This window comes from Sinomonas atrocyanea (assembly GCF_001577305.1).
GTDB classification, from domain to species: domain Bacteria; phylum Actinomycetota; class Actinomycetes; order Actinomycetales; family Micrococcaceae; genus Sinomonas; species Sinomonas atrocyanea.
Genome location: NZ_CP014518.1, coordinates 3,251,728 through 3,272,571, shown reverse-complemented (window position 1 = coordinate 3,272,571; position 20,844 = coordinate 3,251,728). Strand labels below are relative to the sequence as shown.

14 protein-coding genes are annotated in these 20,844 nt (G+C 68.8%); 12 read left to right on the top strand and 2 right to left on the bottom strand.

Features of this window, described 5'->3' with window-relative positions:
* From narH to rplL, 7 genes are all read left to right on the top strand, one after another.
* Complete coding sequence (narH, locus tag SA2016_RS15070) at positions 1 to 1,674, top strand: nitrate reductase subunit beta (RefSeq protein ID WP_066499583.1); 1,674 nt, start codon at positions 1 to 3, stop codon at positions 1,672 to 1,674.
* Complete coding sequence (narJ, locus tag SA2016_RS15065; protein ID WP_066499580.1) at positions 1,661 to 2,329, top strand: nitrate reductase molybdenum cofactor assembly chaperone; 669 nt, start codon at positions 1,661 to 1,663, stop codon at positions 2,327 to 2,329. The genes narH and narJ overlap by 14 nt, the downstream gene beginning before the upstream one ends.
* Complete coding sequence (gene narI / locus SA2016_RS15060; protein ID WP_066499574.1) at positions 2,329 to 3,078, top strand: respiratory nitrate reductase subunit gamma; 750 nt, start codon at positions 2,329 to 2,331, stop codon at positions 3,076 to 3,078. The genes narJ and narI overlap by 1 nt, the downstream gene beginning before the upstream one ends.
* Before the next feature lie 35 nt (positions 3,079 to 3,113).
* Positions 3,114 to 4,355, top strand: coding sequence for an MFS transporter (locus SA2016_RS15055; protein ID WP_066499572.1), 1,242 nt, complete (start codon positions 3,114 to 3,116; stop codon positions 4,353 to 4,355).
* An 82-nt stretch (positions 4,356 to 4,437) separates the two neighbouring features.
* Positions 4,438 to 5,973, top strand: coding sequence for an ATP-dependent DNA ligase (locus SA2016_RS15050; protein WP_066499570.1), 1,536 nt, complete (start codon positions 4,438 to 4,440; stop codon positions 5,971 to 5,973).
* Between the two features lie 296 nt (positions 5,974 to 6,269).
* Positions 6,270 to 6,863: a 50S ribosomal protein L10 gene (rplJ, locus tag SA2016_RS15045; RefSeq protein ID WP_066499569.1), complete on the top strand. Its 594-nt coding sequence runs from the start codon at positions 6,270 to 6,272 to the stop codon at positions 6,861 to 6,863.
* Positions 6,864 to 6,940: 77 nt separating this feature from the next.
* Entirely contained in the window at positions 6,941 to 7,318 is a 378-nt protein-coding gene (gene rplL / locus SA2016_RS15040; RefSeq protein ID WP_066499568.1) for a 50S ribosomal protein L7/L12, read from the top strand.
* Positions 7,319 to 7,607: 289 nt separating this feature from the next.
* Here the strand turns inward: rplL and SA2016_RS15035 are convergent, their stop codons facing one another.
* The gene (locus SA2016_RS15035) at positions 7,608 to 8,135 is read right to left on the bottom strand and encodes an aminoacyl-tRNA deacylase (RefSeq protein ID WP_066499566.1); all 528 of its coding nucleotides are present in this window, start codon (positions 8,133 to 8,135) and stop codon (positions 7,608 to 7,610) included.
* A gap of 9 nt (positions 8,136 to 8,144) precedes the next feature.
* On the bottom strand, positions 8,145 to 9,332 hold the full coding sequence (locus SA2016_RS15030) for an acetyl-CoA C-acetyltransferase (RefSeq protein ID WP_066499564.1): 1,188 nt from the start codon (positions 9,330 to 9,332) through the stop codon (positions 8,145 to 8,147).
* 421 nt (positions 9,333 to 9,753) lie between these two features.
* On the opposite strand from SA2016_RS15030, the gene rpoB reads away from it, so the two are divergent.
* The 5 genes from rpoB to fusA all read left to right on the top strand — a co-directional run bounded on the left by rpoB (position 9,754) and on the right by fusA (position 20,697).
* The gene (gene rpoB, locus SA2016_RS15025; protein ID WP_066499558.1) at positions 9,754 to 13,254 is read left to right on the top strand and encodes a DNA-directed RNA polymerase subunit beta; all 3,501 of its coding nucleotides are present in this window, start codon (positions 9,754 to 9,756) and stop codon (positions 13,252 to 13,254) included.
* A gap of 58 nt (positions 13,255 to 13,312) precedes the next feature.
* Positions 13,313 to 17,212, top strand: coding sequence for a DNA-directed RNA polymerase subunit beta' (locus SA2016_RS15020; protein WP_066499556.1), 3,900 nt, complete (start codon positions 13,313 to 13,315; stop codon positions 17,210 to 17,212).
* 451 nt (positions 17,213 to 17,663) lie between these two features.
* Positions 17,664 to 18,038 (top strand): 30S ribosomal protein S12, encoded by a 375-nt coding sequence (gene rpsL / locus SA2016_RS15015; protein ID WP_043119407.1) that lies wholly within the window; start codon positions 17,664 to 17,666, stop codon positions 18,036 to 18,038.
* A complete protein-coding gene (gene rpsG, locus SA2016_RS15010) occupies positions 18,038 to 18,508 on the top strand; it encodes a 30S ribosomal protein S7 (RefSeq protein WP_066499554.1) in 471 nt (156 codons plus the stop codon). The genes rpsL and rpsG overlap by 1 nt, the downstream gene beginning before the upstream one ends.
* A gap of 74 nt (positions 18,509 to 18,582) precedes the next feature.
* Positions 18,583 to 20,697 carry an elongation factor G gene (gene fusA / locus SA2016_RS15005; protein ID WP_066499552.1) on the top strand — a complete coding sequence of 705 codons (2,115 nt, stop codon included), beginning with the start codon at positions 18,583 to 18,585 and terminating at the stop codon, positions 20,695 to 20,697.
* Positions 20,698 to 20,844: the final 147 nt, after the last annotated feature.

Below are 20,844 nucleotides of genomic sequence, written 5' to 3'. Positions count from 1 at the left end.
ATGAGGATCATGGCCCAAGTCGGGATGGTGATGAACCTGGACAAGTGCATCGGGTGCCACACGTGCTCGGTGACGTGCAAGCAGGCGTGGACCAACCGCGCCGGCACGGAGTACGTCTGGTTCAACAATGTCGAGACGAGGCCCGGACAGGGCTATCCGCGCAGGTACGAGGACCAGGAGCGATGGCGCGGCGGGTGGGAGCTGAACCGGCGTGGGCGCCTCCGCCTCAAGGGCGGTGGCCGCGTGAAGAAGCTCCTCGGCATCTTCGCGAGTCCAGTCCAGCCCGAGCTCGCGGACTACTACGAACCCTGGACCTATGACTACAAGACGCTCATCGAGGCGCCCCTCGGCGACGACTTTCCCGTGGCGCGCCCCAAGTCCCTCATCACTGGCGAGGACACGAAGATCACGTGGAGCGCCAACTGGGACGACGACCTCGGTGGGTCCATGCAGAACGGAGAGCTCGATCCCATCGTCGCCAAGCTGCGCACTGAGTCGAACGAGAAGATCAGGTTCGAGTTCGAGAAGACCTTCATGTTCTACCTGCCGCGCATCTGCGAGCACTGCCTGAACCCCTCGTGCATGGCCTCGTGCCCCTCGGGCGCGATCTACAAGCGGGCCGAGGACGGGATCGTGCTCGTCGACCAGGACCGCTGCCGCGGCTGGCGCCAGTGCATCACGGGATGCCCCTACAAGAAGATGTACTTCAACCACAAGAGCGGCAAGGCCGAGAAGTGCACCTTCTGCTATCCCCGCATCGAGATCGGCCTGCCCACCGTGTGCTCGGAGACGTGCGTGGGCCGTCTGCGGTACTTGGGGATCTTCCTGTACGACGCCGATGCCGTCACGGCGGCGGCCTCGACCCCCGATCCGAAGGACCTGTACCAGGCCCAGCTCGACCTGCTCCTCGACCCCAACGACCCGGAGGTCATCGCGGCCGCGCGCCACGCCGGGATCCCGGAGGACTGGATGGACGCGGCGCGGCGGTCCCCGATCTACAAGCTGGCCAAGGTCTACCGGGTGGCCCTTCCCCTGCACCCCGAGTACCGCACCATGCCGATGGTCTGGTACATCCCCCCGCTCTCCCCGATCGTCGACCTGCTCTCGAGCCAGGGGCACGACGCCGAGGCCGCCGGCACCCTCTTCGGCGCGATCGACGCGCTGCGGATCCCTTCGGCCTACCTCGCCGAACTGTTCACCGCCGGGGACACGGAGGTTATCGACGGCGTCCTGCGTCGACTCGCCGGCATGAGGGCCTACATGCGGGGGATCTCGCTCGGAACCGGGGCTGACGAGTCGATCGCCGCGAACATCGGCATGGAGGGGAAGACCGTCCAGGAGATGTACCGGCTCATGGCGATCGCGAAGTACAACGAGCGCTACGTCATTCCGACCGCGCACGTGGAGCAGGCGCACGGCCTCGAGGAGATGGGGTGCTCCCTCGACTTCGAGGACGGGCCCGGCATGTACCCCTCGGACGCCTTCGGCGAGGGCAGCGGCAAGCCTGTGCCGGTCGCCGTCGAGACGTTCTATGCGCTCAAGGAGCGCCAGACCACCGACAGCGAGGTCCAGCCCGGGTCCCTGCGCGGCCGCGTGAACCTGCTCAACTGGGACGGCCGCGGTGTCCCGGAAGGCATCTTCCCGCCGAAGGGGGACGGCAGTGCGAGCGAGTGACTCTCACCGCCGCGTCCTGTACGCGGCGGCCGCTGCGCTGCTCGACTACCCGGGTCCCCGCGTCCGCGGGATGCTGCCTACGGTGCGCGCGGCGCTCGCCGAGCTTCCCGGACCGCTGCCGCGGCTCCTCGAGGGGACCGCGGCGCAGATCGCGGACGACGGCGAGGCGGTCGCCTGTCGCCGCTACGTCGATACCTTCGACCTCTCGCGCAGGCACGCCCTCCATCTGTCCTATTGGACGGACGGCGACACGAGGCGTCGCGGCGAGACGCTCGGGAAGTTCAAGCAGCGCTATCGGGAGAGCGGCTGGCTTGTGAACCTGGGCGGCGAGCTGCCGGACTTCCTGCCCCTCGTCCTGGAGTTCACCGCGCGCGTGGACTTCGCCGCCGGCCGTGATCTCCTCCAGGAGTACCGGGCCAGCGTCGAGCTGCTGCGGATCGAACTCGCCGCCGACTCGCCCGTGTACGCCCCTGTCCTCGAGGCCATCTGCGCGACCCTGCCCGGCCCCTCGCCGACCAGTCGGGCAGAGGCGATGGCGCTCGCCGGGCCGCCGCCCGTCGAGCAGGTTGGCCTCGAACCGTTCGACCCGCGCCTGCTGCCGCTCGCCGAGCGACGGTCCGGGGCGCCGCGGGAACTTGCGGAAGGAGCGCGCTGATGGACGTCCTGCTCTGGGGCGTTGCCCCGTACCTCATGGTGCTCATCCTGGTGGGCGGCAGCATCTGGCGGTACCGGTACGACCAGTTCGGCTGGACCACCCGCTCCTCGCAGCTGTACGAGTCCCGGCTGCTGCGGATCGGATCCCCGCTCTTCCACTACGGGCTGGTCTTCGTCATCGCGGGGCACTTCGTGGGGCTGGTGATCCCCAAGGCCTGGACCCAGGCCGTCGGCATGTCCGAGGCGCTCTACCACGCGCTCGCGCTCTCCGTGGGCCTCATTGCGGGAGTCTCCACGCTGGCGGGCATCGTGCTGCTCATCGTCCGGCGGCGCCGCACGGGGCCGGTGTTCATGGCGACCACCCGCAACGACAAGGCGATGTACGTCTTCCTCGTCGGCGCGATCGCCCTCGGGGTGTGGACCACGCTCGTCTCGGCGGCCCAGCCCGGCTCGGCCGCCTTCGACTACCGGGAGACTGTGAGCCCCTGGTTCCGGTCGCTGTTCGTGTTCCAGCCCGACGTCGCCTCCATGGCGGCGGCGCCGATGGAGTTCAAGTGGCACACCCTCGTGGGCATGGCGCTCTTCGCCCTGTGGCCGTTCACCCGGCTCGTCCACGCGCTCACGGCCCCGTTCCACTACCTGTTCCGGCCCTACATCGTCTACCGCACCCGCGACGAGGGTGTGTCGCCCGGCGCCCGCCGCACCCGGCGAGGCTGGGAGACCACCGGCACCCGCGACCGGGACCGCTGAGCCCAGGCCCGGGCCGCCAGACGCCAGGAGGAACAGTGAGCACACGAGATCCCTCTCCCCGCCCCACGGCCGGTGCCGCCGCCCAGGACACGGCACGGCCCGGCGCAGCCCGCAACCTGACCCTGGCCACCCTCGCCTCGGTGGTGGGCTTCTGGGGCTGGACGGTGATCGCGCCCCTCGGCACCCGCTACGCGCATGACCTAGGGCTCAACGCGGCGCAGACGGGCGCGCTCGTCGCCATGCCAGTGCTCGTCGGCGCGGTCGGCCGCGTGCCCGTCGGCGTCCTGACCGACAAATTCGGCGGCCGGCGCCTCCTGATCCTCATCCTCGTGCTGACCGCACCTCTCGTCCTGCTCGTCGCGCTCGCGGGCAGCCTGAAGTCATACGGGCTCCTGCTCGGCGTCGGATTCTTCCTCGGCGTCGCAGGAACGGTGTTCACCGCCGGAATCCCGTTCTCGGCAGCGTGGTACCCGAAGACCCGGCAGGGGTTCGCGACCGGCATCTTCGGGATGGGCATGGGCGGCACCGCGCTCTCGGCCTTCCTGACTCCCCGACTGGTCACGGCCTTCGGCTACTGGCCCACGCACGTCATCATCGCCGTCCTCCTCGTGGTCACGGCGGCGATCGTCTTCTTCTTCATGCGCGAGTCCCCGACATGGACCCCGGTCACGCACGGCAGCTTCGGCAAGCTCGTCGCCGCCGCCAGGATGCCCGTCACCTGGCAGCTCTGCTTCCTCTACGCCGTGGTCTTCGGCGGCTTCGTCTCGTTCAGCACCTATCTGCCCACCTACCTGAGGGACATCTACAGCTTCGACCTCACGGCCGCCGGGACGCGCACGGCAGGCTTCGCACTCGCCGCTGTCATCGCGCGGCCGATCGGCGGCATCATCGCCGACCGCATCGGGCCGAGGTCGGTGGTGCTCGTATCGCTCGCCGGTGTCGCGGTCCTGGCCTTCGTCGTGAACATGCAGCCGCCCCCCGAGGTCCCCACGGGGCTGACCTTCCTGGCCATGGCTGCGGCGCTCGGCCTCGGCACCGGTGGCGTCTTCGCCTGGGTCGGCAGGCAGGCTCCTGCGGGGACGGTCGGCGCGGTCACCGGGGTCGTCAGCGCGGCAGGGGGGCTCGGCGGGTACTTCCCGCCGCTCGTCATGGGAGCCACGTACAACGCACAGCAGCATTCGTACGCGATCGGTCTGCTGCTCCTCGTCGCCACGGCGCTCGTGGCCCTCGTGCTGGCGGCCCTCATGGGCCGCAGCCGCGCAGTCCAATCCCGTTGAGGCGTCATGTCCCTGCGTTGAGGGGTCATGTCCCTGCGTTGAGGGGTCATGTCCCTGCGCCCCCGAGTGCGAGACTGGGCCCATGCTGCTCGCCGAGCTAGTCTCCACCGCCGACGCGGTCGCGTCCACCCGTTCCCGGAAGGCCAAGGTCGAGGCGCTCGCGGGACTCCTGCGCCGCATCGCCGAGGAGTCCCCACGCGAGGTCGGCACCGCCGTCGCCATGCTCGTCGGGAAGCCGCGCCAGGGCCGCGTCGGCGTCGGCTGGCGCGGGCTCTCCCGCACCCGCGGCGAGGCACCGCCCGCAGCCCAGCCCTCGATCACGGTGGAAGGCTTCGACGCACTGCTCGACCGCCTCGCCGCGACATCGGGGGCGGGGTCCGAGGCGGTGCGCACCGGGCTGCTGGCAGCGTTCCTGCGGCGCGCCACGGAACGCGAGCAGCGGTTCATCGTCGGCGTGCTGCTCGGCGAGCTGCGCACGGGGGCCCTCGAGGGCGTGCTCGTGGACGCTCTCGCGAGCGCCGGGGGCTGGCCGGCCGCGCTGGTCCGGCGCGCGGCGATGCTCTCGGGCGATCTGGGGGAGACGGCGCGGATCGCGCTCATGGGGACCGAGGAGGACCTGCGCGGCGTCGGCCTCCTCGTCGGCCGGCCGGTGCTGCCCATGCTCGCCGCCTCGGCGGCGACGCCCGCCGAGGCCCTGGCCGCCACCGGGGAGGCCTCGGTCGAGTTCAAGCTCGACGGCGCCCGGATCCAGGTCCACCGCTCAGGCGACGACGTGCGCGTCTTCACCCGGAGCCTGGCCGACGTCACCCACCGGGTGCCCGAGGTCGTCCACGTGGTGCGTGCGCTGCCCGTGCGCGAGGCCATCCTCGACGGCGAGACGCTCACCCTCGATGAGGGCGGGGCGCCCAGGCCGTTCCAGGAGACCATGTCCCGCTTCGGCGCCGAGCGGGCGCGCGATGCCGTCCTGCACCCCTGGTTCTTCGACGTGCTGCACGTCGACGGGCGTGACCTCCTCGACGAGCCCCTGGCCGTGCGCCGCGCCGAGCTGGCGAGGGTCGCGCCGGGCCTCATCGTCCCGGGCGAGGTCACCGCCGACCCGGACACGGCCGAACGGATCTCCCGGGAAGCGCTCGCCGCCGGCCACGAAGGGGTGGTGGTGAAGGCCATCGGCTCCCTCTACTCTGCCGGGCGCCGGGGCTCGAGCTGGATCAAGGTCAAGCCGGTGGCGACGTACGACCTCGTGGTGCTCGCCGCAGAGTGGGGCAGCGGCCGCCGGCAGGGCTGGCTCTCGAACCTTCATCTCGGCGCCTACGATCCGAGCGGCGAGTTCGGCGAGCCCGGCAGCCTCGTGATGGTCGGGAAGACGTTCAAGGGCCTCACGGACGAGCTCCTGCGGTGGCAGACCGAACGGTTCCTGGACATCGAGGCGCGCCGCGACGGCCACACGGTCTTCGTCGAGCCCACCACGGTCGTCGAGATCGCCATCGACGGCGTGCAGCGGTCGAGCCGCTACCCCGGCGGCGTCGCACTGCGGTTCGCGCGCGTGAAGCGGTACCGGGAGGACAAGGACCCCGCGGCTGCCGACACCATCCAGTCGCTGCGGTCTCTGCTGACGTAGGCGGGCGGGGCCGCGATGGGTGCGCGGCCGGCGTCGTGCATCCACCGATTTGGCCGGGCCGAGGATCGTCCCGTACAGTTGAAGCACCAAAGACCGCCGGTCGTTGGATCGTGTGTGCCGAGAAGCGGCCCGCACCTCCACCGAAGGTCCCCGATTTCGTGGGGCGGCCTGCGCAGGTGAACTGAGCGAATGCTCGCGGCCCCAGGCCGCGCAGACCACGCCCCGTGCACTTGCGCGGGGCGTTTGACGTTTCACGGGCCCGCCCCCACCGGCTTCTGTTCCCCGGAAGGAGGGTTATGGCAACGCCTACCAAGGTGGCAGCTGTCGAGGAGATCACCAAGGATTTCCAGGAGTCGAACGCTGCAGTCCTGACCGAATACCGTGGGCTCTCCGTCGCCCAGCTCAAGAAGCTGCGTCGTGCGCTCGGCACCGACAACAAGTTCTCGGTCGTCAAGAACTCCCTGACCGCCATCGCTGCCAAGGAAGCGGGTGTCGACGCGTTCGACGGCCAGCTTGCCGGCCCCACCGCGATCGCGTTCATCAAGGGTGACGCCGTTGCGGCCGCCAAGAGCCTGACCGACTTTGCCAAGGACAACAAGCAGCTGGTCATCAAGACCGGCTTCTTCGAGGGCAAGGCGCTCGACGCGAGCGAGGTCGCCGCACTGGCGGCCCTGGAGTCCCGCGAGCTGCAGCTCGCACGGGTTGCGGGTGTCCTCAAGGCGCCCATGGCCGCGGCTGCGCGCATCATCGACGCCCTGCGTCTCAAGCTCGAGGAGGAGGGCGGCGCTCCGGCTGCCGCCGAGGCTCCCGCTGCCGAGTCCGAGGCCCCCGCTGCTGAGGAGGCTCCGGCTGCCGCCGAGGCCGCCCCGGCCGCTGCCGAAGAGAACTGATTCTCTTCCCCCACCCCCATATTCTCGGCGCCCCGCCCACTGCGGGCGGACGCCACCCAAGTGAAAGGACGCCAACCATGGCGAAGCTCACCCAGGACGAGCTGATCGAGGCCTTCAAGGAGCTCTCCATCATCGAGCTCTCCGAGTTCGTGAAGAAGTTCGAGGAGGTCTTCGAGGTCACCGCTGCTGCCGTGGCCGTCGCGGGCCCCGCTGCCGGCGGCGAGGCCGCTGCCGAGGAGGAGAAGACCTCCTTCGACGTCATCCTCGAGGCCGCTGGCGACAAGAAGATCGCGGTCATCAAGGAGGTGCGCGCCCTGACCTCCCTCGGCCTGAAGGAGGCCAAGGACCTCGTCGACTCGGCCCCCAAGGCCGTCCTCGAGGGCGCGACCAAGGAGGCTGCCGACAAGGCCAAGGAGACCCTCGAGGCCGCCGGCGCCACGGTCACCCTCAAGTAGGTTTTCCCCGCTTGATCCGGAGCCCCGGCTCTGGACGAAGGGCCCCGCAGTCCACACGGACCGCGGGGCCCTTCCGCGTCTCCGCCCCTCACCCCGCCGAGGTCACCCGGGGGAGTGCGAGGTCCCTCCGGGGGAGTGCGAGGTCCCCCCCCGGGGGGCCTCTGCGCACGCACCGTGGTGCAACAGTTCACGTCTCGCACGAGCGAGCTGCGGAAGTTCACTTCTCGTCCTGTAGTCCACGGAAGGCGCACGCCTGGGCGAAACGTGGACTGCCACCGGCGTGTGTGGGTCAGGCGGGCTCGCTGATGTCGGCGATCGTCGCCCCCAGCGCCGCGAGCAGCTCCGAGGCGTCCACGAACGCGCTCAGCCCGTGCGCCCCGGCCCCGAGGGAGATGCGCCCCGAGATCGACGCGTCGGCCCACACCGGCCACGGCGTCGAGGACCCCAGGGGCGTGATGGTGCCGCGCTCGTACCCGGTCGCCGCAAGGGCCACGTCAGCGGGCGGCATCGAGAGCCGGTTGACCCCGAGCAGTCCCCGGAGCTTGGGCCAGGAGATCTGCCGGTCGCCCGGGATGAGCGCGAACAGGAACGAGCCGTCGGGGTGCTTGACTACGAGCGACTTCACGATGTCCCGCGGCTCGATCCCGAGGTTCGCCGCCGCCTCCTCGAGGCTGCGGGCGCGCCCGCGCTCGGCCACCTGGACGTCGATCCCGTGGGCGGCGGCGTCGGCGAGGAACCTCGCGTGGCCGTCGCCTGAGGCGGCCGACGCCGGCCCCTCGCCTGCCGCGGGAGCCGGCCCCGCGCCGTCGTGCGTCATGGCTGCCCCTCAGTCCCGGTAGAGGAGCAGGGCCTCGCCCTGCCCGCCGCCGCCGCAGAGGGCCACCGCGGCCTTGCCGGAGCCGCGCCGGGCGAGCTCGTGCGCGGCGTGGCCGGCGAGCCGGGCGCCCGAGGCGCCGATCGGGTGGCCGAGGGCGATCGCGCCGCCGTGGATGTTGCACTTCTCGAGCGGGTAGTCGAGGTCCTTGAGCGACTGGACGGCCACCGAGCCGAAGGCCTCGTTGATCTCGATGAAGTCGAGGTCCGCGGTGCTCCACTGAGCGCGGGAGAGGGCCTGCGAGATGGCGTGGGACGGCTGCGAGTGGAGCGAGTTGTCGGGGCCGGCCACCTGCCCCGGCCTGCCCACCACGGCGAGCCAATCAAGACCGTGCTCCTCGGCGTAGGCGCGGCTGGTCAGGACCAGGGCCGCGGCGCCGTCGGAGAGCGGCGAGGAGTTGCCCGCGGTGATGGTGCCATCGGTCGCGAACGCGGGCCGCAGCGGGGCGAGGGTCTCGCGGGAGGTGTTGGGCCTGACCCCCTCGTCCGCGGACAGGAGGATCGGGTCCCCCTTGCGCTGCTTGACCTCGATCGGGGCGATCTCGTCGTCGAACACGCCCTCCTTCTGGGCGACCGCGGCGCGCACGTGGGAGGCGGCGGCGACCTCGTCCTGGGCGTCTCGGCCGATGCCGAGGGCCAGGTTCCGCATCTCGGTGGACAGGCCCATCGACTGCCCGTCGAACGCATCCGTCAGGCCGTCGTGGGCGGCGACGTCGAGGGCGCCGACCGTGCCGTAGGTCCAGCCCTGGCGGGAGCCGGGGAGCACGTGCGGGGCACGGGACATCGACTCCTGGCCGCCGGCCACCACCACGGTCGCGTCCCCGGCGCGGATCATCCGGGCCGCGTCGATCACGGCGGTGAGACCGGAGAGGCAGACCTTGTTGATGGTCACGCACGGCACGTCCCAGCCGATGCCCGCCGCGATCGCGCTCTGCCTCGCGGGGTTCTGCCCGGCGCCCGCCTGGAGCACCTGGCCCATGATCACGGCGTCCACGGCCTCGGCGCCGATTCCGGCGCGACCGATCGCGGCCCTGATCGCGTGGGTCCCGAGCTCCACCGCGGTGAAGGAGACGAGCTGGCCGTTGAGGCGGCCCAGCGGCGTGCGAGCTGCGGAGAGGATGACGACGTCGTCGTTGCTCATGGTGCTTCGCTCCCGGATCTGACGTGCCTGCGGGTCCCCGGGATGCGCCCCGGAGCCCTGTGGTGTCCATCAGGCTACAGCCATGGGTCCCCGGCAGCGCCAGAGGCCGCCCACCGGACGCCGGCGGATGCCGGGTGTACAGTGTGGTTCGCGACCTGTTCGTACGGCGGCCGAATCGAGGGTGATTCCAGGCGATGCCAGCGGGACACTTGACCCGACGCGCGGTGTGCGGTAGACACGTGCGCCCATCTGCGGTATGGTAAATCTTTGCGTTCTCCCTTTTAACAGCTGTTAACCGGTGGTGCCTTCATATAGCGGTGGGCTCTCGGGACGGTCACGCGGTCAACCATGAGGTTCTGCGGGCCAAGGCCCCGTCGGGGGAGGGTGCGGACAATCCTGAAGGTCTGTGGAAGGATCCCTCTTGGTCGCCTCGAGCACCTCTGAAACCCAAACCGCTACCACCGACGGTGCAAACCGCCGGCTCTCATTCGCCAAGATTCACGAACCGCTGGATGTTCCGAATCTCCTCGCCCTCCAGACCGAGAGCTTCGACTGGCTCGTCGGCAACGAGCGCTGGCAGGCCCGCGTGGCCGAGGCCCAGGCGAAGGGCGACGACAGTGTGGCGACGACGTCCGGCCTCTCGGACATCTTCGAGGAGATCTCCCCGATCGAGGACTTCCAGGGCACCATGTCCCTGAGCTTCTCGGACCCGGAGTTCGCCGATCCGAAGTTCACCATGGCGGAGTGCAAGGACCGCGACGCCACCTACTCGGCCCCGCTGTACGTCAAGGCCGAGTTCATGAACAACAACACGGGCGAGATCAAGCAGCAGACCGTGTTCATGGGCGACTTCCCGCTCATGACGGACAAGGGCACGTTCGTCGTCAACGGCACCGAGCGTGTCGTTGTCTCCCAGCTCGTCCGCTCCCCGGGCGCGTACTTCGAGCGCACCGCGGACAAGACGAGCGACAAGGACATCTTCACGGCGAAGATCATCCCCTCGCGCGGCGCCTGGTTCGAGCTCGAAATCGACAAGCGCGACCAGGTCGGCGTGCGCCTCGACCGCAAGCGCAAGCAGTCCGTGACCGTCCTGCTCAAGGCGCTCGGGTGGACCGAGGGCCAGATCCTCGAGGAGTTCGGCGAGTACGACTCGATCCGCGCGACCCTCGAGAAGGACACCACGGAGACCCGCGAGGACGCCCTCCTCGACATCTACCGCAAGCTCCGTCCGGGCGAGCCGCCGACGGTCGACGCCGCGCAGTCCCTGCTTGACAACCTGTACTTCAACGTCAAGCGCTACGACCTCGCGAAGGTCGGCCGCTACAAGATCAACCGCAAGCTCGGCATCGACCGCCCGCTCTCGGACCCGACGGCGTCCATCCTCCACATCGAGGACATCGTCGCCATGATCAAGTTCCTCGTGGCGCTCCACGCCGGCGAGAAGTCGATCAAGGGCACCCGCGACGGCGAGGAGATCGACGTCCGCGTCGAGGTCGACGACATCGACCACTTCGGCAACCGCCGCATCCGCGCGGTCGGCGAGCTCATCGAGAACCAGGTCCGCACCGGCCTGTCCCGCATGGAGCGCGTGGTCCGCGAGCGCATGACCACGCAGGACGTCGAGGCGATCACGCCGCAGACCCTGATCAACATCCGTCCGGTCGTCGCTGCGATCAAGGAGTTCTTCGGAACCTCCCAGCTCTCGCAGTTCATGGACCAGAACAACCCGCTCTCGGGCCTGACCCACAAGCGCCGCCTCTCGGCGCTCGGCCCCGGCGGCCTGTCCCGCGACCGCGCGGGCATGGAGGTCCGCGACGTGCACCCGTCGCACTACGGCCGCATGTGCCCCATCGAGACCCCTGAAGGCCCGAACATCGGCCTCATCGGCTCGCTCGCGTCCTACGGGCGCATCAACCCGTTCGGCTTCATCGAGACCCCGTACCGCAAGGTGTCCAACGGGATCGTCTCGGACCAGGTCGACTACCTCACGGCCGACGACGAGGCCGAGGTGCAGATCGCCCAGGCGAACTCGCCGCTGAACGAGGACGGCTCCTTCGCCGAGGAGATGGTCCTGGTCCGCCAGCGCGGCGGCGGCGGCGAGCCCACGCTCGTCCCGGCCGACGAGGTCGAGTACATGGACGTCTCCCCGCGCCAGATGGTGTCGGTCGCGACGGCCCTCATCCCGTTCCTCGAGCACGACGACGCCAACCGCGCCCTCATGGGTGCGAACATGCAGCGCCAGGCCGTGCCGCTCGTCCGCTCCGAGGCGCCGTTCGTCGGCACCGGCATGGAGCGCTCGGCCGCGGTGGACGCGGGCGACGTCGTCGTGGCCAAGAAGGCGGGCGTCGTCACCGAGGTCTCCGCGGACCTCGTGGTGATGCTCAACGACGACGGCACGGAGACGAACTACCGCATCGGCAAGTTCTCCCGCTCCAACCAGGGCAACTGCTACAACCACCGTGTGCTCGTCAACGAGGGCGACCGCCTCGAGCTCGGCGGCATCATCGCCGACGGGCCGGCCACCGACCAGGGCGAGCTCGCCCTCGGCCGGAACCTCCTCGTCGCGTTCATGTCGTGGGAGGGCCACAACTTCGAGGACGCGATCATCCTCAGCCAGCGGATCGTGGCCGAGGACGTCCTGTCCTCGATCCACATCGAGGAGCACGAGATCGATGCCCGCGACACCAAGCTGGGTGCCGAGGAGATCACGCGCGACATCCCCAACGTGTCCGAGGAGGTGCTTGCCCAGCTCGACGAGCGCGGCATCATCCACATCGGCGCCGAGGTCGAGGCCGGCGACATCCTGGTCGGCAAGGTCACCCCGAAGGGCGAGACCGAGCTGACCCCGGAGGAGCGCCTGCTGCGCGCGATCTTCGGCGAGAAGTCGCGCGAGGTGCGCGACACGTCCCTCAAGGTCCCCCACGGCGAGTCCGGCACGGTCATCGGCGTGCGCGTGTTCGACCGCGACAACGACGACGAGCTGCCCCCGGGCGTGAACCAGCTCGTCCGCGTGTACGTGGCCGCCAAGCGCAAGATCACCGACGGCGACAAGCTCGCCGGCCGCCACGGCAACAAGGGCGTCATCTCCAAGATCCTGCCGGTCGAGGACATGCCGTTCCTCGCCGACGGGACCCCGGTGGATGTCGTCCTGAACCCGCTCGGCGTCCCCGGCCGCATGAACGTCGGCCAGGTCCTCGAGCTGCACCTGGGCTGGATCGCCAAGACCGGCTGGAAGGTCGAGGGCGAGCCCGAGTGGATCAAGAACCTGCCGAACATGCCGCGCGAGACGGGCCCCAACCAGAACCTGGCCACGCCGGTGTTCGACGGTGCCCGCGAGGAGGAGATCTCGGGCCTGCTCGACTCCACCAACGTCACGCGTGACGGCGAGCGCCTCATCGGCGCCTCCGGCAAGGCCCAGCTGTTCGACGGCCGCTCCGGCGAGCCGTTCCCGGACCCGGTCTCGGTCGGCTACATGTACATCCTGAAGCTGCACCACCTCGTGGACGACAAGATCCACGCGCGTTCCACTGGCCCGTACTCGATGATCACCCAGCAGCCGCTCGGTGGTAAGGCGCAGTTCGGCGGCCAGCGCTTCGGCGAGATGGAAGTGTGGGCCCTCGAGGCCTACGGTGCGGCGTACACGCTCCAGGAGCTCCTGACGATCAAGTCGGATGACATCCACGGCCGTGTGAAGGTCTACGAGGCGATCGTCAAGGGCGAGAACATCCCCGAGCCGGGCGTCCCCGAGTCCTTCAAGGTCCTCATCAAGGAAATGCAGTCGCTGTGCCTGAACGTGGAGGTCCTCTCCGCCGACGGCCAGACGATCGAGATGCGCGACGCCGATGATGCAGTCTTCACTGCCGCGGAGGAACTGGGCATCGACCTCTCCCGCGACGAGCCCAGCTCCGTCGAAGAGGTCTGACCCTCCACCGGCACCGGCAGCAGCAAGACTTTCGAGACACGAGAGATAAGGGACCACATTGTCCAACGAATCCTCCTTCGGCCTCATGCAGATCGGCCTGGCGACCGCGGATGACATCCGCACCTGGTCGCACGGCGAAGTGAAGAAGCCGGAAACCATCAACTACCGCACCCTCAAGCCCGAGAAGGACGGCCTCTTCTGCGAGAAGATCTTCGGCCCGTCGCGGGACTGGGAGTGCTACTGCGGCAAGTACAAGCGCGTCCGCTTCAAGGGCATCATCTGCGAGCGCTGCGGCGTCGAGGTCACCCGTGCCAAGGTCCGCCGCGAGCGCATGGGCCACATCGAGCTCGCCGCGCCCGTGACGCACATCTGGTACTTCAAGGGCGTCCCGTCGCGCCTCGGCTACCTGCTCGACCTGGCCCCGAAGGACCTCGAGAAGGTCATCTACTTCGCGGCCTACATGATCACCCGGGTCGACGAGGAGCGCCGCCACGAGCAGCTGCCCAACCTCCAGGCTGAGCACGACCTCGAGCGCAAGCGCCTCGTCGACAACCGCGACTCCGACATCGCCGCTGTTGCCCGCGACCTCGAGGGCGAGCTCGGCAAGCTCGAGGCCGAGGGCGCCAAGGCCGCGGACAAGAAGAAGGCCCGCGACCTCGCCGACAAGACGATGGCCACGATCCGCAAGCGTGCGGACGCCGACATCGAGCGCCTCGAGGCCGTGTGGGACCGCTTCAAGAACCTCAAGGTCGCCGACCTCGAGGGCGACGAGGCTCTCTACCGCGAGCTCCGTGACCGCTACGGGATGTACTTCGAGGGCTCGATGGGCGCCGAGGCGATCCAGAAGCGCCTCCAGTCCTTCGATCTGGAGGCGGAGGCCGAATCGCTCCGCGACATCATCCAGAACGGCAAGGGCCAGCGGAAGACCCGTGCGCTCAAGCGCCTCAAGGTCGTCAACGCGTTCCTCACCACGGAGAACAAGCCGACCGGCATGGTCCTGGACGCCGTCCCGGTGATCCCGCCGGAGCTGCGCCCGATGGTGCAGCTCGACGGCGGCCGCTTCGCGACCTCCGACCTGAACGACCTGTACCGCCGCGTGATCAACCGCAACAACCGCCTCAAGCGCCTGCTTGACCTCGGTGCGCCGGAGATCATCGTCAACAACGAGAAGCGCATGCTCCAGGAGGCCGTGGACTCGCTGTTCGACAACGGCCGCCGTGGCCGTCCGGTGACGGGTCCGGGCAACCGCCCGCTCAAGTCGCTCTCGGACATGCTCAAGGGCAAGCAGGGCCGGTTCCGCCAGAACCTGCTCGGCAAGCGCGTCGACTACTCGGGCCGTTCGGTCATCGTCGTCGGCCCGCAGCTGAAGCTGCACCAGTGCGGCCTGCCGAAGCAGATGGCACTCGAGCTGTTCAAGCCGTTCGTCATGAAGCGGCTCGTGGACCTCAACCACGCGCAGAACATCAAGAGCGCCAAGCGCATGGTGGAGCGGTACCGCCCGCAGGTCTGGGACGTGCTCGAGGAGATCATCACCGAGCACCCGGTGCTGCTCAACCGTGCACCCACCCTGCACCGCCTCGGCATCCAGGCGTTCGAGCCGCAGCTCGTCGAGGGCAAGGCCATCCAGCTGCACCCGCTCGTCTGCGCGGCGTTCAACGCCGACTTCGACGGCGACCAGATGGCTGTGCACCTGCCGCTGAGCCCCGAGGCCCAGGCGGAGGCGCGCATCCTGATGCTCTCCTCGAACAACATCCTCAAGCCGTCGGACGGCCGTCCCGTCACCCTGCCCTCGCAGGACATGATCATCGGCCTGTACCACCTCACCACCAAGCGTGAGGGTGCGGCCGGCGAGGGTCGGGTGTTCTCCTCGGTGGCCGAGGCGATCATGGCGCACGATGCGCGCGAGCTGCACCTCAACGCGCAGGTGAAGATCCGGCTCGAGGGCTTTGTGCCCTCGAAGGACCGTCCCGCGCCCGAGGGCTGGGAGCCCGGCACGCCGGCGCTCGTGGACACCTCGCTGGGCCAGGTCGTGTTCAACCAGACCCTGCCCGAGGACTACCCCTGGGTCGAGGCCGTGGCGGACAAGGGCCAGCTCTCGAAGATCGTCAACGATCTCGCCGAGCGCTACCCGAAGGTCGTCGTGGCGCAGACCCTGGACAACCTCAAGGACGCCGGCTTCCACTGGGCCACGCGTTCGGGTGTCACGGTCGCGATCTCCGATATCGCCGTCCCCGAGGCCAAGCCGGAGATCCTGGCCGGCTACGAGGACCGCGCGGCGAAGATCCAGAGCCAGTACGACCGTGGTCTCATCGACGACGAGGAGCGCCGCTCCGAGCTCATCGAGATCTGGGACAAGGCGACCACCGAGATCGCGTCGGTCATGCGCGAGTCCATGCCGAAGATGAACACCATCAATCGCATGGTCTCCTCCGGTGCCCGAGGCAACTGGATGCAGGTCCGCCAGATCGCCGGTATCCGCGGCCTCGTGGCGAACCCGAAGGGCGAGATCATCCCGCGCCCGATCAAGTCCTCGTACCGCGAGGGCCTGTCGGTGCTCGAGTACTTCATCGCCACGCACGGTGCCCGCAAGGGTCTGGCGGACACGGCCCTCCGTACCGCCAACTCGGGCTACCTGACGCGTCGTCTCGTCGACGTCTCGCAGGACGTGATCGTGCGCGAGGAGGACTGCGGCACCGAGCGCGGCCTCATGGTCACGATCGCGGTCGCCGACCACAACGGCGAGCTCACCCGCGAGGAGAACGTCGAGAACACGGCCTACACCCGCACGCTCGCGGTGGACGTCACGGACTCCAAGGGCACCGTCCTCGCCGAGGCCGGCGCCGACCTGGGCGATGTGCTGATCAACCAGCTCATCAACGCGGGCATCACGGAGATCCGGGTCCGCTCGGTCCTCACGTGCGAGTCCGCGGTCGGGACCTGCGCCAAGTGCTACGGCCGCTCGCTGGCCTCCGGCAAGCTCGTGGACATCGGCGAGGCCGTCGGCATCATCGCCGCGCAGTCCATCGGCGAGCCCGGCACGCAGCTCACCATGCGTACGTTCCACACCGGTGGCGCCGTCTCGGCGTCCGGCGGCGAGGACATCACGCAGGGTCTGCCCCGTATCCAGGAGCTCTTCGAGGCCCGCACCCCCAAGGGTGTGGCCCCGATCTCCGAGGCCGCAGGCCGCGTGGCGATCGAGGACACCGAGAAGCAGCTGCGCATCGTCCTCACCCCGGACGACGGCACCGAGGAGATCGCCTACCCGGTCTCCCGCCGTGCGCGTCTCCTCGTCGAGGACGGCGACCGCGTCACCGTCGGGCAGAAGCTCGTCAACGGCCCGGTCGACCCGAAGCAGGTCCTGCGCATCCAGGGCCCGCGCGAGGCGCAGAAGTTCCTCGTCGACGAGGTCCAGGGCGTGTACCGCAGCCAGGGCATCGGCATCCACGACAAGCACGTGGAGGTCATCGTCCGCCAGATGCTGCGCCGCGTCACGGTCATCGAGTCGGGCGACACGGACCTGCTGCCGGGCGAGCTCGCGGAGGGCCGCCGCTACCGAGACGAGAACCGCCGCGTGGTCTCCGAGGGCAAGCGGCCGGCGTCGGGCCGTCCCGAGCTCATGGGCATCACCAAGGCCTCGCTGGCCACGGAGTCCTGGCTCTCGGCCGCGTCCTTCCAGGAGACCACCCGCGTGCTCACGCAGGCGGCCATGGAGGGCAAGAGCGACCCGCTGCTGGGCCTCAAGGAGAACGTCATCATCGGTAAGCTCATCCCGGCCGGTACGGGTCTTCCCCGGTACACCGACATCACGGTCGAGCCCACCGAGGAGGCCAAGGCGACGCTCTTCACCGGTCCGAGCGCCTTCAGCGACTTCGCCTACGATCCGCTGAACGGCGACGGGGTCCAGGAGTTCCACGCGATTCCGCTGGACGACTACGACCTGGGCGGCGACTACCGCTGATCCGCAGCACGGTCCAGACCGGACGGCCGGCACCCCTCAGGGTGCCGGCCGTCCGGCGTCCCAGCACGGGCCGCCCGCCTGGAGCCGCCCTCGTGCGTCTCGGGCAGGGACCGGAGGCCCGATCTCGCGCGTCCACGGGGTGACCTCGGCGGGTGGGACGGGAGGCGGGGGAGGGGCGATTCGGCCCTGCCCCCGCTCCGTGATAGGCTTTCTTCGATTGTTTCTGTGTGGCAGTGGATGAAGGCCGTCGGGAAAGCCCTCTGGGGCCCAGCGACGACGGAGCCTGTTTCCGGGTTGCGGGGTTGGTGCGCAACGAATGCCACACTTTTGCACGCCTACGGTCGGTTGCCGCAGAAGTGCGAAGCAACCGAGAGCGTCCACCGAATCCCTCCATCACGGGCAGACGTGGGCGGAAGTTCAACGACGTACGCAAGTACAAGACGGAGCGATAGTGCCTACTATTCAGCAGCTGGTCCGGAAGGGCCGCACGCCGAAGGTCTCCAAGACCAAGGCCCCTGCCCTCAAGGGCAGCCCCATGCGTCGTGGCGTGTGCACCCGTGTGTACACCACGACCCCGAAGAAGCCGAACTCCGCGCTCCGCAAGGTCGCGCGCGTCCGCCTCAACGGCGGCGTCGAGGTCACGGCCTACATCCCCGGCGTCGGCCACAACCTCCAGGAGCACTCGATCGTGCTCGTGCGCGGCGGCCGCGTGAAGGACCTTCCCGGTGTCCGCTACAAGATCGTCCGCGGTGCCCTCGACACCCAGGGTGTCAAGAACCGCCAGCAGGCCCGCAGCCGCTACGGCGCCAAGAAGGAGAAGAAGTAATGCCTCGTAAGGGCCCTGCCCCGAAGCGTCCTCTCGTCGTCGACCCGGTCTACGGTTCGCCGCTCGTGACGCAGCTCATCAACAAGGTCCTCGTGGACGGCAAGAAGTCCACGGCCGAGCGCATCGTCTACGGTGCCCTCGAGGGCGCCCGCCAGAAGACGGGCAACGACCCCGTCGCGGCGCTCAAGAAGGCCATGGACAACGTCCGCCCGACCCTCGAGGTCCGCTCCCGCCGCGTCGGCGGCGCGACCTACCAGGTCCCGGTCGAGGTCAAGCCCGGCCGCGCCACCGCGCTGGCCCTCCGCTGGCTCGTCGGCTACTCGAAGGCCCGCCGCGAGAAGACGATGACCGAGCGTCTCCAGAACGAGATCTTGGACGCCTCGAACGGCCTCGGTGCCGCTGTGAAGCGCCGCGAGGACACGCACAAGATGGCCGAGTCCAACAAGGCCTTCGCCCACTACCGCTGGTAATGCCAGGGTTCGCCGCCGGCCCCACGAGGGCCGGCGGCGAACGTGCAGCCATTTAGGACAAACAGGGAGACACCGTGGCACTCGACGTGCTTACCGACCTCAGCAGGGTCCGCAACATCGGCATCATGGCGCACATCGATGCCGGCAAGACCACCACGACCGAGCGCATTCTCTTCTACACGGGCATGACGCACAAGATCGGCGAGACGCACGACGGCGCCTCGACGACCGACTGGATGGAGCAGGAGAAGGAGCGCGGCATCACCATCACGTCTGCCGCCGTGTCCTGCTTCTGGAACAACAACCAGATCAACATCATCGACACGCCCGGCCACGTGGACTTCACGGTAGAGGTCGAGCGCTCCCTGCGCGTGCTCGACGGCGCCGTCGCCGTCTTCGACGGCAAGGAGGGCGTCGAGCCGCAGTCCGAGACGGTGTGGCGCCAGGCCGACAAGTACGACGTCCCGCGCATCTGCTTCGTCAACAAGATGGACAAGCTCGGCGCCGACTTCTACTTCACGGTCGACACCATCGTGAAGCGCCTCGGTGCCAAGCCGCTCGTCATGCAGCTGCCCATCGGCTCCGAGAGCGACTTCATCGGCGTCGTGGACCTGCTCACCATGAAGGCCCTCGTCTGGCCTGGCGACGCCAAGGGCGACGTGACCATGGGTGCCTCCTACGAGACCCGCGAGATCCCCGCGGACATGCAGGAGAAGGCCGAGCAGTACCGCCACGAGCTCGTCGAGGCCGTCGCTGAGGCCTCCGAGGAGCTCATGGAGAAGTACCTCGAGGGCGAGGAGCTCACCCTCGAGGAGCTCAAGGCCGGTATCCGCAAGCTCACGGTCAACTCGGAGATCTACCCCGTGTTCTGTGGCTCTGCGTTCAAGAACCGCGGCGTCCAGCCGATGCTCGACGCGGTCATCGACTACCTCCCGTCCCCGCTCGACGTGCCCGCCATGATCGGTCACGACCCGAAGGACGAGACGGTCGAGATGACCCGCAAGCCGAGCGAGGAGGAGCCGTTCTCCGCTCTGGCGTTCAAGATCGCTTCGCACCCGTTCTTCGGCCAGCTCAACTTCATCCGCGTGTACTCGGGCAAGGCGACCTCGGGCATGCAGGTGCTGAACTCGACGAAGGGCAAGAAGGAGCGCCTCGGCAAGCTCTTCCAGATGCACGCCAACAAGGAGAACCCCGTCGAGGAGCTCCACGCTGGCCACATCTACGCGGTGATCGGCCTCAAGGACACCACGACCGGCGACACGCTGTGCGACATGGCGAACCCGATCGTCCTCGAGTCGATGACCTTCCCCGAGCCCGTGATCTTCGTGGCCATCGAGCCGAAGACCAAGGGCGACCAGGAGAAGCTCTCCACCGCCATCCAGAAGCTCTCCGCTGAGGACCCGACGTTCACCGTCTCCCTCAACGAGGAGACCGGCCAGACCGAGATCGGCGGCATGGGCGAGCTCCACCTTGACATCCTGGTGGACCGCATGCGCCGCGAGTTCAAGGTCGAGGCCAACGTGGGCAAGCCGCAGGTGGCCTACCGCGAGACCATCAAGAAGAAGGTCGAGAAGGTCGACTACACGCACAAGAAGCAGACTGGCGGTTCCGGCCAGTTCGCGAAGGTGCAGGTCACGTTCGAGCCGCTCGACACGGCGGAGGGCACGTTCTACGAGTTCGTGAACGCCGTCACCGGCGGTCGCGTCCCGCGCGAGTACATCCCGAGCGTGGACGCGGGCATCCAGGACGCCATGCAGTTCGGCATCCTGGCGGGCTACCCGATGGTGGGCGTGAAGGCGTCGCTCACCGACGGTGCCTACCACGACGTCGACTCCTCGGAGATGGCGTTCAAGATCGCCGGTTCGCAGGTGTTCAAGGAGGGCGCACGCCGCGCCAACCCGGTGCTCCTCGAGCCGCTCATGGCCGTCGAGGTCCGTACGCCCGAGGAGTACATGGGCGACGTCATCGGCGACCTGAACTCCCGCCGTGGCCAGATCCAGGCCATGGAGGACGCTGTCGGCGTCAAGGTCATCCGCGCCCTCGTGCCGCTGTCCGAGATGTTCGGCTACATCGGCGACCTTCGCTCGAAGACCCAGGGACGTGCTGTCTACTCGATGCAGTTCGACAGCTACTCCGAGGTCCCGAAGGCCGTCGCCGACGAGATCATCCAGAAGTCGCGCGGCGAGTAGTTCACCGATCGCGGCCCGCCGCCGCCGGCACCGGTCCCCAGGGGCCGGCACGCACGACGGCGGCGGGTCGCCCTCCGCGCGGGAGCCGACTTCCGCGTGATTTCACGAAAAAACACAGCCCACAGTAGACTTGCACAAGTTTCAGTT

Bases quoted from the DNA above. Each gene is read 5' to 3' on its own strand.
- narH (WP_066499583.1), top strand. From the start codon at position 1: ATGAGGATCATGGCCCAAGTCGGGATGGTGATGAACCTGGACAAGTGC.
- narI (WP_066499574.1), top strand. From the start codon at position 2,329: ATGGACGTCCTGCTCTGGGGCGTTGCCCCGTACCTCATGGTGCTCATC.
- SA2016_RS15050 (WP_066499570.1), top strand. From the start codon at position 4,438: ATGCTGCTCGCCGAGCTAGTCTCCACCGCCGACGCGGTCGCGTCCACC.
- rplJ (WP_066499569.1), top strand. From the start codon at position 6,270: ATGGCAACGCCTACCAAGGTGGCAGCTGTCGAGGAGATCACCAAGGAT.
- rplL (WP_066499568.1), top strand. From the start codon at position 6,941: ATGGCGAAGCTCACCCAGGACGAGCTGATCGAGGCCTTCAAGGAGCTC.
- SA2016_RS15035 (WP_066499566.1), bottom strand. From the start codon at position 8,135: ATGACGCACGACGGCGCGGGGCCGGCTCCCGCGGCAGGCGAGGGGCCG.
- SA2016_RS15030 (WP_066499564.1), bottom strand. From the start codon at position 9,332: ATGAGCAACGACGACGTCGTCATCCTCTCCGCAGCTCGCACGCCGCTG.
- rpsG (WP_066499554.1), top strand. From the start codon at position 18,038: ATGCCTCGTAAGGGCCCTGCCCCGAAGCGTCCTCTCGTCGTCGACCCG.